15 protein-coding genes are annotated in these 13880 nt (G+C 73.4%); 8 read left to right on the forward strand and 7 right to left on the reverse strand.

What is annotated here, in order from left to right; genetic code table 11:
• Positions 1–18: 18 nt before the first annotated feature.
• From O2W15_RS12635 to deoC, 4 genes are all read right to left on the reverse strand, one after another.
• Positions 19–1458, reverse strand: a complete 1440-nt coding sequence (locus O2W15_RS12635; RefSeq protein WP_269179661.1) for a hypothetical protein — start codon at positions 1456–1458, stop codon at positions 19–21.
• Between the two features lie 66 nt (positions 1459–1524).
• Positions 1525–2391, reverse strand: coding sequence for an aldehyde dehydrogenase family protein (locus O2W15_RS12640; protein WP_269179662.1), 867 nt, complete (start codon positions 2389–2391; stop codon positions 1525–1527).
• A complete protein-coding gene (locus O2W15_RS12645; protein ID WP_269179663.1) occupies positions 2391–3830 on the reverse strand; it encodes an aldehyde dehydrogenase family protein in 1440 nt (479 codons plus the stop codon). The genes O2W15_RS12640 and O2W15_RS12645 overlap by 1 nt, the downstream gene beginning before the upstream one ends.
• Positions 3830–4825 (reverse strand): deoxyribose-phosphate aldolase, encoded by a 996-nt coding sequence (gene deoC / locus O2W15_RS12650; RefSeq protein ID WP_269179664.1) that lies wholly within the window; start codon positions 4823–4825, stop codon positions 3830–3832. Before deoC ends, O2W15_RS12645 begins: the two co-directional genes overlap by 1 nt.
• Positions 4826–5021: 196 nt before the next feature.
• Between deoC and O2W15_RS12655 the strand changes: the two genes are divergently transcribed.
• Entirely contained in the window at positions 5022–6224 is a 1203-nt protein-coding gene (locus tag O2W15_RS12655; RefSeq protein ID WP_269179938.1) for an HNH endonuclease signature motif containing protein, read from the forward strand.
• A gap of 128 nt (positions 6225–6352) precedes the next feature.
• Positions 6353–7216 carry an alpha/beta fold hydrolase gene (locus O2W15_RS12660; RefSeq protein ID WP_269179665.1) on the forward strand — a complete coding sequence of 288 codons (864 nt, stop codon included), beginning with the start codon at positions 6353–6355 and terminating at the stop codon, positions 7214–7216.
• On the opposite strand, the gene O2W15_RS12665 is transcribed toward O2W15_RS12660, so the two are convergent.
• A complete protein-coding gene (locus O2W15_RS12665; RefSeq protein ID WP_269179666.1) occupies positions 7203–7613 on the reverse strand; it encodes a hypothetical protein in 411 nt (136 codons plus the stop codon). The two genes, O2W15_RS12660 and O2W15_RS12665, sit on opposite strands and share 14 nt — an antisense overlap.
• A gap of 128 nt (positions 7614–7741) precedes the next feature.
• Here O2W15_RS12665 and O2W15_RS12670 point away from each other — a divergent pair, with 128 nt between their 5' ends.
• From O2W15_RS12670 to O2W15_RS12685, 4 genes are read left to right on the forward strand one after another with little or no spacing between them, the layout of a single operon-like run.
• On the forward strand, positions 7742–8386 hold the full coding sequence (locus O2W15_RS12670) for a maleylpyruvate isomerase family mycothiol-dependent enzyme (protein ID WP_269179667.1): 645 nt from the start codon (positions 7742–7744) through the stop codon (positions 8384–8386).
• A gap of 31 nt (positions 8387–8417) precedes the next feature.
• A complete protein-coding gene (upp, locus tag O2W15_RS12675) occupies positions 8418–9041 on the forward strand; it encodes a uracil phosphoribosyltransferase (protein WP_269163021.1) in 624 nt (207 codons plus the stop codon).
• 2 nt (positions 9042–9043) lie between these two features.
• Positions 9044–9928, forward strand: a complete 885-nt coding sequence (locus O2W15_RS12680) for a Gfo/Idh/MocA family protein (protein ID WP_269163022.1) — start codon at positions 9044–9046, stop codon at positions 9926–9928.
• Positions 9838–11082: a hypothetical protein gene (locus O2W15_RS12685; RefSeq protein WP_269179668.1), complete on the forward strand. Its 1245-nt coding sequence runs from the start codon at positions 9838–9840 to the stop codon at positions 11080–11082. Before O2W15_RS12680 ends, O2W15_RS12685 begins: the two co-directional genes overlap by 91 nt.
• Positions 11083–11223: 141 nt before the next feature.
• Here the strand turns inward: O2W15_RS12685 and O2W15_RS12690 are convergent, their stop codons facing one another.
• Together O2W15_RS12690 and O2W15_RS12695 are read right to left on the reverse strand one after the other, a co-directional pair.
• On the reverse strand, positions 11224–11445 hold the full coding sequence (locus O2W15_RS12690; RefSeq protein ID WP_269179669.1) for a hypothetical protein: 222 nt from the start codon (positions 11443–11445) through the stop codon (positions 11224–11226).
• A 46-nt stretch (positions 11446–11491) separates the two neighbouring features.
• On the reverse strand, positions 11492–12739 hold the full coding sequence (locus tag O2W15_RS12695) for an LCP family protein (protein ID WP_269179670.1): 1248 nt from the start codon (positions 12737–12739) through the stop codon (positions 11492–11494).
• A 231-nt stretch (positions 12740–12970) separates the two neighbouring features.
• On the opposite strand from O2W15_RS12695, the gene O2W15_RS12700 reads away from it, so the two are divergent.
• Together O2W15_RS12700 and O2W15_RS12705 are read left to right on the forward strand one after the other, a co-directional pair.
• Positions 12971–13399, forward strand: a complete 429-nt coding sequence (locus O2W15_RS12700) for a DUF805 domain-containing protein (protein WP_269179671.1) — start codon at positions 12971–12973, stop codon at positions 13397–13399.
• A 28-nt stretch (positions 13400–13427) separates the two neighbouring features.
• Positions 13428–13874, forward strand: a complete 447-nt coding sequence (locus tag O2W15_RS12705; RefSeq protein ID WP_269179672.1) for a DUF805 domain-containing protein — start codon at positions 13428–13430, stop codon at positions 13872–13874.
• Positions 13875–13880 lie beyond the last annotated feature (6 nt).

Below are 13880 nucleotides of genomic sequence, written 5' to 3' on the forward strand. Positions count from 1 at the left end.
TGCCGTGTCCGGGTCTCCCTAGCGCTCGACGTCGCTGCGGAAGACCAGGGCGGTGCCGATGTCGGCGAGGACGTCGGCCCACGCCGCGGCCAGCACCGCAGCGTCCTCGCCCGACAGCGGGGCGGTCGGCTCGGTCTCGCTGCGGGCCACGGCCTGGCCGAGCGCGGCGCCCGGGCTGAACTGCTGCTGCACCCGCGGGAGCCCGGCGTACTCGGCCAGGTCCAACGCGCCCTCGGCCGGCTGGGCCAGTGCCTGGTGGGTCACCAGTCCGCCGGCGCCCCCGGCCACCTCGGCCAGCACCTCGGCCAGGGCGGACAGGTCGTAGCGGTCCTCGTCGGCCGGCAGCGGCATCGTGTCGGTGTCGGCCACCTCGGGCCAGGAGGCGATCTCGGTGAGGTCGTGCGCCTCGTCGCCGGCGCAGAATCGCGCCAGCTCGACCGGGGTCGGGAAGACGAACACCTGACCGTCCCGGCCGAGGAAGCGCGCCCGGTCGTCGACGTAGCAGCGCAGGGTGACCCCGGCGCCCTCCGGGACGACCAGCTCCACCGGGAGGATGCCGACCGCCTCCCAGAACTCCTGGGCGGCGGCGACGGCCGCGGGGGTCGCGGTCAGCCCGCTGCCGCTGCGGACGGTCCGGACGCCGGCGGTGGACGCCTCCGCCGGGCTGGCCGCGGTGGAACCGGCGGCGGGGCGGTCCGTCGGGGCGACGTCGACCTCCTCGTCGTCCTCCTCGTCGTCCGGGTCGGCGGCGCGGGCCTCGGCCTCCTCGGCGGCGGATGGGTAGTCGTCCGTCGACACGGTGCCGGCGCCGGTCCAGTCCAGGTGCTCGTCGAGCTCCTCGAGGACGTCCTCCCACAGCTCGTCGACGGCGGTGCCCAGCCGTGCCCAGCTCTCCTCGCCGCTGCGGCCGAGGAACGCCCCGACGCCCAGGCCGAGCGCCGCGATCTCGGGGCGGGAGACCAGCTCGGCGACGGCCTCGAAGCTGGTCTCGTCTTCCTCGAGGTCCTCGTCGTCCTCGTCGCCGGTGGTGTCGCAGCACTCGGCGAGCCGGCCGACGATGTCCACGTCGGCGGCGAGCTCCTCGACTGCCCAGCGGTCGGGGTTCTCCGCGACGATGTCGTAGACGCCGTCCAGGTCGTAGCGGTGGTCCTCGTCAGGGGTGAGGTCGGCGGCGCCCAGCGTCGACACCGCGGGCCAGACCGGGTGGTCGACCAGGTCGTGGTCGGTGCTCACCCGGCAGAACGCGGCCAGTGCGGCCGGCGAGGGGAACAGGTGGACGACCGCGGTGGGGCCGGGGGCCTCGGGGTCGTCGTCGTTGATGTCGGCCGGCACGTCGACGGTGCTGCCGAGGAACGCCTGCCACTCCTCGCCGTCCTCTTCCCACGGCGGCGCCCAGAGCGTGTAGCCCGTGCGGTCGTCGAGGGTCAGGGCGATGGGGACGATGCTGGGCCTGGGCACCCGCCCATCCTGCCCGGTGAGTCCGGGTCCGCGCAGGCCGGTGTCGCTGCCTGCTGCCCGGCCCCGCTACACGCCGATCGGGTGCCAGACGCTCTTCGTCTCCAGGAAGGGTCGCAGCCGGGAGAGCCCCGGGTCGGCCGACCAGTCGGGTTCCTCGGCCGGGGCCCGCAGCACACGCTTGATCGTCCCGGCGGCGGAGCGTTCCAGCTCCATCGCCAGCGGCGCGGGGGCACCGGCCAGGTCGATCGCGTCGACGTCGGCGTGCTCGGCCAGCCACGGTCCGATCTCCGCGGCGTCACCGGTGAGCAGGTTGACCACGCCGCCGGGGACGTCGGAGGTGGCCAGCACCTCGCCGAGGGTGATCGCCGGCAGCGGGCGCTCCTTGGAGCTGACCACCACGGCGGTGTTGCCCGCGGCCAGCACTGGGGCGAGCACGCTGACCAGCCCGAGCAGCGAGCTGCGCTGCGGGGCGAGCACCGCGACGACGCCGGTGGGCTCGGGCACCGAGAAGCCGAAGTACGGCCCGGCGACCGGGTTGGTGCTGCCCAGCACGGCGGCGAGCTTGTCGGTCCACCCGGCGTACCAGACCCAGCGGTCGATCGCGGCGTCCACCGCGGCACGGGCCTTCGCGGTGGAGAGCCCCTCGCCGGCGGCGACCTCCTCGGTGAACTGGGCGGCGCGCCCCTCCATCACCTCGGCGACCCGGTAGAGCACCTGGCCGCGGTTGTAGGCGGTGGCTCCCGACCACTTCGCGAACGCGCCGCGGGCGGCGACCACGGCGTCCCGGCCGTCCTTGCGGGAGGCCCAGGCGGCGTTGGCCAGGAAGTGCCCCTTGGTGTCGTGCACCTCGTAGGTGCGGCCGGACTCCGACCGGGGGAAGGCCCCGCCCAGGTAGAGCTTGTACGTCTTGCGCACGGTGAGCCGGTCGCTCATCAGGAGTCGCTCCTCAGGTAGGCGGCGAGCCCCTGCCGGCCGCCCTCGCGGCCGTAGCCGGACTGCTTGTAGCCGCCGAACGGCGAGGTGGGGTCGAGCTCGTTGAACGTGTTGGCCCACACGACGCCGGCGCGCAGCTGGTCGGTGATCTTCAGGATCCGGGAGCCCTTCTCGGACCAGACGCCGGCCGAGAGCCCGTAGGTGCTGTTGTTCGCCTTCGCGACCGCCTCGTCGGGAGTGCGGAAGGTCATCACCGAGAGGACCGGGCCGAACACCTCGTCGCGGGCGATCCGGTGGGCGGGGGACACGTCGGTGAAGACGGTCGGCTTGAACCAGAAGCCGCGGTCGGGCAGGTCGCCCTCGGGCTGCCAGCAGGTCGCGCCCTCGGTCTCGCCGAAGGCGGTTAGCTCACGGATGCGGGCCAGCTGCTCGGCCGAGTTGATCGCGCCCAGGTCGGTGTTCTTGTCCATCGGGTCACCGACCCGCAGCGTGCCGATCCGCCGCTGCAGCGAAGCGACCACCTCGTCGTGCACCGACTCCTGCACCAGCAGCCGGGAGCCGGCGCAGCACACGTGGCCCTGGTTGAAGAAGATGCCGCGGACGATGCCCTCGACGGCCTGGTCGATCGGGGCGTCGTCGAAGACGATGTTCGCCGCCTTGCCGCCGAGCTCCAAGGTCAGCCGCTTCTCGGTGCCGGCGACCGCGCGGGCGATGGCGCGGCCCACCTCGGTCGAGCCGGTGAAGGCGACCTTGTCGACGTCCGGGTGGCTGATCACCGCACGGCCGGTCTCCCCGGCGCCGGTCACGATGTTGACCACGCCCGGGGGCAGGTCGGCCTGCTGGCAGATCTCGGCGAACAGCAGTGCGGTCAGCGGGGTGGTCTCGGCCGGCTTGAGGACGACGGTGTTCCCGGTCGCCAGCGCCGGGGCGACCTTCCACGCCAGCATCAGCAGCGGGAAGTTCCACGGGATGACCTGCCCGGCCACGCCGAGCGGCCGCGGGGCCGGCCCGAGGCCCGCGTGCTCGAGCTTGTCGGCCCAGCCTGCGTGGTAGAAGAAGTGCGCCGCGGCCAGCGGGACGTCGACGTCCCGGCTCTCCCGGATCGGCTTGCCGTTGTCCAGCGTCTCCAGGACGGCGAACTCCCGGGCCCGCTCCTGCAGCAGCCGGGCGATGCGGAACAGGTACTTGCCGCGGTCGGCCGGGCGCATCGGGCCCCACACCCGGGTGAAGGCGCGGCGGGCGGCGCGCACGGCGCGGTCGACGTCGGCGTCGCTGCCGGTGGCGACCTCGCTCAGCACCTCCTCGGTGGCCGGGTTGACCGTCGTGAAGGGCGTGCCGGTGCCGTCGGCGAACTCGCCGTCGACGAACAGCCCGTAGCTGGGCCGGATGTCGACGATCGACCGCGACTCGGGCGCGGGGGCGTACTCGAAGATGCTCATCAGTCGACGCTCACGTGGTCGGGGCCGGAGTAGTGGCCGGTGCGGAGCTTCTGGCGCTGCAGGAGCAGGTCGTTGAGCAGGCTGGAGGCGCCGAAGCGGAACCAGTCGGGGGACAGCCAGTCCGCGCCCACGGTCTCGTTGATGAGGACCAGGTGCTTGACGGCGTCCTTCGTCGTCCGGATGCCGCCGGCCGGCTTGACGCCGACCTGGCGGCCGGTGGCGGCGCGGAAGTCGCGCACGGCCTCCAGCATCACCAGGCAGACCGGCAGGGTCGCGGCGGGGGAGACCTTGCCGGTGGAGGTCTTGATGAAGTCGCCGCCGGCCAGCATCGCCAGCCAGGAGGCGCGGCGGACGGCGTCCAGGGTGACCAGCTCGCCGGTCTCCAGGATCACCTTGAGGTGCGCGGACCCGCAGGCCTCCTTGACCGCGACGATCTCCTCGAAGACGTCGAGGTAGCGGCCGGTCAGGAACGCGCCGCGGTCGATGACCATGTCGATCTCGTCGGCGCCGTTGTCCACGGCGTCCCGGACGTCGGCGAGCTTGACCTCCCGGCTGGCCCGGCCGCTGGGGAAGGCGGTGGCCACCGCGGCGACGTTGATGCCGGTGCCGGCCAGGGCCTCCTTGGCCACGCCGGCCAGGTCGCCGTAGACGCAGACCGCGGCGACGGCCGGGCAGGCCGGGTCCGTCGGGTCGGGACGGCGGGCCTTGGCGGCCAGGCTGCGGACCTTCCCCGGGGTGTCCGCGCCCTCCAGCGTGGTCAGGTCGACCATCGAGATCGCCGTGTCGATCGCCCACGCCTTGGCGGTCGTCTTGATCGACCGCGTGCCCAGCACCTTCGCCCGCGCCTCGGCGCCGACCTGGTCGACGCCGGGGAGGCCGTGCAGGAACGCGCGGAAGGCGTCGTTCGAGCGGGTGACGTCGGCGAACGGGTCGGGCGGGGTGCCCGCTCCGCCGCTGGTGTCGGCCAGCGCGTTCGGGTCCAGCACGTGGGTCATGCGCGCATTCTCCACTGCGGCTCGGATGGATCGGACACGGTGCGGCGCCCATCGCCCTTCTCGCGACTCTGCCGGGTGGTGTGTCAAGGGGCTTCTCGCATCTGTGGACAGGCGTTTGACCTGCGGATTCGTGTTGCCCGGTCATCGCTCCGGCGATAGTATTCGTACACACGTTCGAATGCGCCGGGAGGTGTCCGTGAGCGAGTTGATGTCGGCTCTGGACGCCTTGGCGGCCGACGATCTGCACTCGTTCACGGACGGGCAGGTGCTGGACCGGACGGCGATGCTGGTGCAGCTGGTGAACCGTGCGTCGGCGGAGTTGACCCGCACGGTTCGCTGCGCAGACAGCACGCAGGCCGCGGAGCGCGACGGGTTGAAGTCGATGCGGTCGTGGTTGATCGGGCACACCCGGCTGTCCGCGAGTGACGCGTCGCGGATCCTGCGGTCGGGTCGGGCGTTGGAGCACTTCCCGGCGCTGGCCGCCGGGTTCGCCGAGGGGTCGGTGACCGCGGCGCAGATGGACGTGGTCGCTGGCGCGGTGGGGGAGTCGGAGCGGGCGCAGGCTGCCGAGCAGGGCATCGACCTCGCTGCCTTCGATCGGGTGTGGGCGCAGGTGGCGGCCGAGTCGCCGCACCAGTCGCTGGTGGCCGCGGTGCAGGCGTTCGAGGACGCGCTGGACCCGGATGGCCCGGAGCCTGATCCGACGGAGGGCCGCCGGTTGACGATCGCCAAGCACTCCGACGGCAGCGTCACCGGCCGGTTCGACCTCGATGCCGTCGGTGGGGAGAAGGTGCAGGCGGCGATCGAGTCGATCGTGCAGGCCGACCGACCCCAGGGCGACGACCGGACCCGCGCGCAGCAGAACGCCGACGCGCTCGTGCAGCTGTGCGACAACCAGCTGGCCTCGGGCAGCCTGCCGATCCTGCGCACCGTCAAGCCGCATGTGGTCGTCGGCGTCGATCTCGATGACCTCGTCGATCCGGCCACCGGCCCGGGCGCGGCGAGCACCGGGTTCGGGGCGACGATCTCCGCCGCCCGTGCCCGCTACCTGGCCTGTGACGGCAGCATCTCCCGGATCGTGATGGGCCCCGACGGCGTCCCGCTCGATCTCGGCCGGGACCACCGGGTGGTCACCCCAGGCCTGCGCAAGGCAGTGGAGCGGCGGGACAAGTCCTGTGTGTTCGCCGGCTGCGGCGCCCCGACCCACTGGTGCGACGTCCACCACCTCATCCACTGGCTGCACGGCGGCGAGACCAACCTGCAGAACTCAGCGTTGTTGTGCGAACGCCACCACACCAAGGTTCACCACGGGTTCCGGGTGGAACGCCCACCGGACGGGCGATGGCGCACCTATCGCCCCGACGGCACCGAGATCCTCATCGGTCCGCTGCTGACCTGACGGCCTGGTTGGGCTCCCCATGACTCCTGGGCGGTCGGCGACGTGTGCGCTCTGCCTGCTGCGGTGCGCAGTCGGCTCGGTCGGCAAATCCGTCGCGGTGGGGCTCTGCGCCGTGGTCGCATGCCGCGGTGGAGACGATCGTCGAGGTCACACCTGATGTCCGGCTCTGGGTCGAGGAGGCGGGCCGCGCGGACGGGTCGCCGCTGCTGCTGATCATGGGCGCCAACGCCTCGGGCCGCACGTGGCCGGACGACCTCGTGCGCGCTCTCGGTGAGCGGCACCGCGTCATCCGCTACGACCACCGCGACACGGGACGGTCGACCTGGGCCTTCGACGTCCAGCCGTACGCGGTCCGAGACCTCGCGGACGATGCGGTCGCCGTCCTGGACGCGCTCGGCATCGCACGTGCCCACGTGGTCGGGATGTCGATGGGCGGCACGCTCGTCCAACTGCTGCTGCTCGACCACCCGGACCGCCTGCTCTCGGCCACCCTCTTCGCAACGGCGGCGTTGGAGGGCGCAGGCCCGGACGGTGCCGCGCCCGCAGCCTCCACCGACACCGACCCTCGGCTGCTGGAGCTGTGGCAGCACCTCGCGGACCCACGCGACCGGGACGCCGAGGTCGCCTGGCGGGTGGAGCACTGGCGGCTGCTGAACGGTGCAGACGTCCCCTTCGACGCCGAGGAGTTCCGCCTCATGGAGGAACAGGTCATCGACCACGCCGGGCGGCACGACAACACGGCGGCGCACGCGCGAGCCGACCAGGCTGGGCTGGCCCGCGGTGCGGAACTCGCCCAGGTGACGGTCCCGACGTTGGTCGTCGAGGCGCCGAACGACCCGATCAACCCACCGCCGGCGGCGCTTCGCGTTGCTGAGGCCATCTCCGGCGCCATTGTCGTGACCGTGCCGGGGATGGGGCACGCGCTGCCATCCGCGGTGGTGGGGCCCTTGGCCGCCGCCGTGCTGGTCCACACCTCGGTCAGCAGCCGTTGACGGGTGGGACGACGCCGAGGAGGTAGCGGTCGTCCTCCGGGACCACCTGCCACGCGAGACAGCTGTCGCCGCCTGCCGGTGCGCGCACCACGATCACGTCGCCTCGGCCGGAGTCCCGGACCACGGCCTCCAGATCGCCTTCCGTGGCGGGGACCCCGGCGAGGAGCTGCTCGGCGTAGTCAGCGGGGGCGTCGTCCACCAGGAGAGCCTGCAGCGCCTCGGCGTTCCCCTGAGTGAGGGACGACGCGGTCTGGGTGGCCAGTGCGTCCACCGTCGGGGCGCCGGGCTCGGGCACGGTGGCGAGCTCGATCACGATGAAGACGACCCAGGCGGACAAGGCGACCAGGCCGAGTGCCGCCAGTGCGCCGCCGGTGGGAGTGCGTGGTGCGCGAGCCATGCCCCTCAGCCTGCCCGCTCGGCGGGACCGAGTCGGACTCGATGAGCGCGACGTCGGGGTGCGATGAGTTCCTGGTGGCACGGGAGTCCTCGCCCCGACCGCCGTCCACCGTCCCGTGCGAGGAACCCGTGCCCGAACCCCGCGTCGCCATGCTCCCCGAGGTCGCTGCTCAGCGGCGTGCTCTCGCCGACCTGCTCGACACCCTGCACCGCGAGGAGTGGACGGCGCCCTCGCTCTGCCCCGGTTGGACGGTGCACGACGTGCTGGCCCACCTGACCCTCTCCACCCGGCAGTCCACCGCAGGCATGGTGCTGCGCATCCTGCGGGCCCGCGGCGACTTCGACTGGGCCGAGGCCCGCGCCGCTCGGGAACGTGCCGCGGTGTACCCGCCGGCCACGCTCCTCGCCCAGTTGCGGGAGACCGCGGCGCTCGACCGTCGGGTCGGCCTGTCCAGCCCCTGGGACCCGCTGGTCGACGTCCTCGTGCACAGCCAGGACATCGCCCGCCCACTCGGTCGCCGGCTGCCGACACCGCCCGCCCTCGCCGTCCCCGCGCTGCACCACGTCTGGTCCAACGCCTTCTACGGCCGCCCGGCCCGGCGGATGAGCGGGCTCCGCCTCGTGGCCACCGACACCGACTGGGTGGGAGGCGACGGACCCGAGGTGTGCGGCCGCGCCGGGGACCTCCTGCTGCTGGCCACCGGGCGGCCGGTCTCGGCGTCCGGGGTCACCGGGCAGGGGGTCGGGGAGGCCGCCGCCCGGCTCCGCTCCTGACCTGCAGCCGCAGGCCGATACGGTGTGCGCCGTGCAGCTGACCGTCGTCGACCACCCGATCGCCCGCGCCCGACTGTCGCGGATGCGCGACGAGCGCACCGACAACGCCGCCTTCCGGGCCGCGCTGCGGGAGCTCACCCAGATCCTGGTCTACGAGGCCAGCCGCGACCTCGCCGTCGCCGAGGAGCCGATCACCACCCCGGTCACCGACACCACCGGCTACCGGCTGGCCGCACCGCCGCTGATCGTGCCGGTGCTGCGCGCGGGCCTCGGCATGGCCGACACCGCGCACGGGATGCTGCCGGAGTCGCAGATGGGCTTCGTCGGGCTGGCCCGCAACGAGGTGACCTTCCAGCCGGAGGCCTACATGGCCTCGCTGCCCGAGTCGCTCGTCGGCCGCCAGGTCTTCGTGCTCGACCCGATGCTGGCCACCGGCGGCTCGCTGGTGCACTGCTGCTCGCTGCTCACCGACCGCGGCTGCACCGACATCACCGTGCTCTGCGCGCTGGCCGCGCCCGAGGGGCTGGAGCGGCTGGAGGCCAGCGGCCTGCCGCTGCGCGTCTTCACCGCCAGCGTCGACGAGCGGCTCAATGAGAACGCCTACATCGTCCCCGGCCTGGGTGATGCTGGGGACCGCCAGTTCGGCGCGGTCTGAGCATGCGGTTCGGGGTGCTCGGCACCGGCTTCTGGGCGACCGAGGTGCACGCCACCTCGCTGGCCGGGCACCCGGGCGCCGAGCTGGTCGGTGTGTGGGGCCGGGACCTGGCCAAGGCCAAGGCGGCCGGGGCGCAGTTCGACGTCCCGGGCACCGACGACCTCGACGCCCTGCTCGCCGACGTCGACGCGGTGAGCTTCGCGCTGCCGCCGGACGTGCAGGCGCCGCTCGCCGAGCGCGCGGCGGCCGCGGGCAAGCACCTGCTGCTGGAGAAGCCGGTGGCGCTGTCGGTCGCTGCGGCCGACCGGGTGGTCGCCGCGGTCGAGGACGCCGGGGTCGCCTCGGTGGTCTTCTTCACCAGCCGCTTCCGGACGGCGACCTCCACCTGGCTCGAGCAGGCATCGCGGATCACCCTGGCCGGCGGTGCGGTCACCTGGCTGGGCCGGCTGGCGGGTTCGCCGTTCGAGACGCCGTGGCGGCTGGAGCACGGCGCGCTGTGGGACGTCGGACCGCACGCGCTCTCCCTCCTGGTCCCGGCGCTCGGGCCGGTCAGCGCGGTGCACGCCGGCGCCGGGCAGGGCGACACCGTTCACCTGGTGCTCACCCACCCCGAGGGCCGCGCGAGCACGGTGACCGTCTCGGCGACCGTGGCCGAGCTGGCCACCGGCATCGACACCTGGGTGCACGGGGACGCCGGCCGGCTGGTGCTGCTGCCCGAGTCCGGTACCGCGGTCGAGGCCCACGCGGTCGCCGTCGACGAGCTGCAGGCCGCTGCGCTGACCGGCGGGGCGCACCCGTGCGACGTCACCTTCGGGCGGGACGTCGTCCGGGTGCTGGAGGCCGCGCAACGGTCGTTGGCGACCGGCTGCCGGGAGACCGTCCGCTGAGCGAGCGGGAGCGGCCCGGGCGGCACCTGGCACGCCGGGTCGATGCCGACAGGCACGCCTTCCTCCTGCTGGTCGGGTTCGCCGGGTCGATCGTCGTCACCCGCGCCTACCTCGCGCTGACCGGCTACCCCACCGTGGGCGGCGACACCCTGCACATCGCCCATGCCGTCTGGGGTGGCCTGCTGCTGACCATCGGCGCAGGCCTGGCCCTCACCATGGTCAACCGGTCGGTGCTGCCCTGGGCTGCGCTGCTCGCCGGCGTGGGTGCGGGGCTGTTCTTCGACGAGATCGGCAAGTTCATCACCGTCGACAACGACTACTTTTTCGCCGCCGCGGCGCCGATCGCCTACCTGCTCTTCGTCGCCTCCCTCCTGCTCTTCCTGCGGCTGCGCCGGCGGCGGGACCAGGCGCCCGCCGCCCAGCTGCACGCGGCGGTGGAGCTGTTGAGCGGGGTGGTCGACCACGACCTGTCCAGGCACGACCGGCGCCGGCTCGAACACCGGCTGGAGGTCGCCGTCGGGTCCAGCGAGCCGCAGGTCCACCGGCTGGCCGGTGAGCTGCTCGCCCTGACCCGGGAGGGTGCCTTCGACGCGGCGGTGGAGCCCGTCGGGCCCGTGCACCGCGTGATGCGCCGCGCTGCCGACGCGCTCGCCGACTGGTCGACACCACGACGGGTGCGGGTCCTGCTGGCCGTCTCGGTCGGGGTGCTCGGCGTCGCCACCGTCGCCGACCTGGCGCTGGTCGGGTTGGTCGCGACGGACCTGGCAGGTGGGACGGCCAACGACCTGGCCGCCGCGGTCGACGAGTACGTGGTCGTCGACGTCCTCGACGACCTCGGCGTGGTGCTGTTCGCCTGCCGGATCGTCCTGGACGCGGTCCTCGGCGTCGTCCTGCTGATCGCGGCCGTGCTCCTGGCACGCGGGCGGGACCGCCGCGGCACCGGCGTCGCCAACGCCGCACTCCTGGCCGCCCTGCTCACCGTGGACGTGCTGTTCTTCTGGTCCGAGCAGTTCGCCGCTGCGGGCCTCGTGCTGGTGCACCTCCTGCTGCTCGCCGCGGTGCGCCACCACCGGCGCACCCTCGGGCTGGACCGGACGGAACCGGCAGGACCGGACGCGGGAGCGGCGGTGGCGGTCGGGGGACGGGCGTCCTGACCGCGCCCCCTCGGCCGGACGGCGGCACCGACAGCAGGGTCTCGATCACCGGTCGCCGTCCATGCCGGGCGCCGGGAAGCGCCACGGCCTGCACCGCCCACACCGGCGCGGACAGGACGACGCCCACGGTCAGGCTGACCTTCAGTCGTACCAGTGCACCGCCCAGCACGTCGGTGACCAGCAGGCCGCAGGTGCCGGCCAGGTCCCCGCGCAGGTCGGGGGGAGGTCGCAGTACGGACCCCGGACGAACTCGCCCAGGCCGTGGTCGTACCACCAGAAGGCGACGGCGGAGGCGGCCCCGACGACGATCAGGCAGACCGTGAGCCGGCGGCGCAGCTCCCGCAGGTGGGCGGTGAGTGCCATCGTGGCGGCGGGGGTGGGGCGACCGCGCCGACGAGTGCCGGGCGGCTCATCGGATGCACGAGGTGTCGTCGGCGGTCCGCGGGTCCTCGCCGTCCACCGGAGCCTGCTGTCCCGCTGCAGGTGACGTCGGCTCGGCCGGGAGCTCTGGCGCACCTGCGTCGGCCCCCTGCTCGGCTGCGGGCGGCGGGACGTCGGCGGTGTCCTCGCCCAGCTGGCCGAAGAAGCGGTGGAGGGTGTCCTGGTCCTGCAGCCGCAGGATGTACCGCCCCTGCTCGTCCTCGTCGTCGCCCACGTAGGGCACGGTCTGGAAGTCCACGGCCGCGGGGTCGACGGACTGCAGCTGGGTGGAGAGGGCGAACAGGTCCAGGTCCTGGTCGACGGTGAGCGAACGGGCCGTCGCCTGCACCAGGTCCCGCTGACGCCCGAGGTCGAGCAGGGTGTCCTCGGACAGCACCGTGCGGATCATCGCGGCGATGAACGTCTGCTGACGGATGATCCGGTCGAAGTCGCCCCGGGGCAGGCCGTACCGCTGACGGACGAACGCCAGCGCCTGCGCCCCCTCGATCAGCTGCGGGCCGGCCGGCAGGTCGATCCCGGACCAGTCGTCCTGCGCCGGCTCGCAGAGGTCGACCTCCACACCGCCGACGAGCGTGGAGAGGTCGAAGAAGCCCAGCAGGTCCACGGCCGCGTAGTGGTCGATGCGCACCCCGCTGAGGGCGCTGATGGTCCGGATCAGCAGCTGTGCGCCGTGGGCCTCGCGCTCGGAGTCGGTGGCGCCGTCCGGGGCGTCGAAGAGGTAGCCGTAGGCGTAGGCCGCGTTGAGCTTGTCCCAGCCGTGGCCGGGGATCTCCACGTAGCTGTCCCGCGGCAGGGAGACGAACGACGCGTGCGAGCCGTCGGCCGGCACGTGCACCACCATCATCGTGTCGGTGTTCATGCCGTCGTTGGCGCCGGTGTTGAGGTCCTGCGCGAGCTGCTCGTCGTCCGCCCCCGCCCGGCTGTCGTTCCCGACCAGCAGCAGGTTCATCGCCTCGCCGAGGGCGTCGACCCCCGGGGCACCGTCGTTGCCGCTGCTCGGCAGGGCATCGGTGCGGTTGAGGCTGTCGTCGGCCAGCCGGCCGAGATGCCATCCCCAGCCCGAGGTGACGAGCACCAGCACGGACAGCGCGGCAGCCAGGCAGCGGCAGGCGAGCAGCAGCCGGGACGTCGGCCGAACGCCCCCTGGTCGGGCCGGCCGGCCGTCGCGCCGACCGGACAGTGTCCGCCTCCGCGCACCGGTCCATCGCCCACCCACCGTGTCTCCTCGCCGCCTCCGGTCCTGGTCCTGGCCCCGAGAGGCCGAAGACGGGAGCCTACGGAACCCTCCTGTGCGCCCCGGGCGCGCTCGGAGCGTCGACATGCCTGTGGTGCGTGTGACCGGCTGACGGGTCGATACGGTGGCCGCCGTGCAATCGATCTCCGCCCGGCCACTGATCGCCCGCCCGCACCCTGAGCAGGTGGCCGGCGGCCCCGGACACGTCGAGTGTTGAGCGGAGACGTCGACCGCAGAGGGCTGGTCGGCTGGTACGTGCCCACCGGGCGGATCCGGCGCAGCGACTGGTGGCTGCGGTACGTGCTGCTCATCGGCCTGTTCGGGCTGATGGCCTCGGTGGTGGACGCGCAGTGGTTCCCGGACAGCTGGCCACGGTTCGAGGACCGCGAGGGCGTCGCCGACGTGGCCGACGTCCTCTGGTTCTTCCCCTCCGAGGGCGGGCCGGTGACCGCGCTCGTCGCCCTCGTGCTCGCCGTGCCGAACGTCGCGGCCACCGTGACCCGGCTGCACGACCGCGACCACTCGGCCTGGTGGCTGCTCTGGGCGATCGTCCCGGTGTTCGGGTGGCTGGTGCTGTTCGTCACCTGCGGCTTCCTCGGGACGCAGCCGCAGCCGAACCGGTATGGGCCACCTGCTCGCTGACCCGCGCTCGGCGAGGCAGACTGGACCCGTGGACTTCTGGCAGTGGTACGTGCGCCGCGGGCGCATCGACCGGAGCACCTGGTGGCTCCAGTACGCCCTGCCCATCGGGGTGCTCAGCGTGCTGGCCCTGATGGCCGACGTGGCCCTCGGCAACAGCTCGCTGGAGAGCATCGCCATGGGCGAGACCGGCTACGGGCCGATCGTGACGACGATCGGGCTCCTCGTTGCGCCTGCGTCGATCTCCAGTGGCGCCACCCGGCTGCACGACCGCGGCATGTCCGCGTGGTGGCTGCTGATCGGGCTGGTGCCGCTGTTCGGCCAGGTGGCGCTGCTGGTGATCACCGGCTTCCTCCGCGGCGACGGCGGCCCCAACCGGTACGGCCCGCCGCCGTCCGCGGCTCCGGCCGTCGGCCAGCAGCCGCAGCCTCGGTCCGAGCCGGCAGCCGAGCCGGAACGGCCGCCCTACTGGGGCTGACGCCGA

The organism is Modestobacter sp. VKM Ac-2979, assembly GCF_026967995.1.
Taxonomy (GTDB): domain Bacteria; phylum Actinomycetota; class Actinomycetes; order Mycobacteriales; family Geodermatophilaceae; genus Modestobacter.

Bases quoted from the DNA above. Each gene is read 5' to 3' on its own strand.
- O2W15_RS12640 (WP_269179662.1), bottom strand. From the start codon at position 2,391: ATGAGCGACCGGCTCACCGTGCGCAAGACGTACAAGCTCTACCTGGGC.
- O2W15_RS12645 (WP_269179663.1), bottom strand. From the start codon at position 3,830: ATGAGCATCTTCGAGTACGCCCCCGCGCCCGAGTCGCGGTCGATCGTC.
- deoC (WP_269179664.1), bottom strand. From the start codon at position 4,825: ATGACCCACGTGCTGGACCCGAACGCGCTGGCCGACACCAGCGGCGGA.
- O2W15_RS12665 (WP_269179666.1), bottom strand. From the start codon at position 7,613: ATGGCTCGCGCACCACGCACTCCCACCGGCGGCGCACTGGCGGCACTC.
- O2W15_RS12680 (WP_269163022.1), top strand. From the start codon at position 9,044: ATGCGGTTCGGGGTGCTCGGCACCGGCTTCTGGGCGACCGAGGTGCAC.
- O2W15_RS12690 (WP_269179669.1), bottom strand. From the start codon at position 11,445: ATGGCACTCACCGCCCACCTGCGGGAGCTGCGCCGCCGGCTCACGGTC.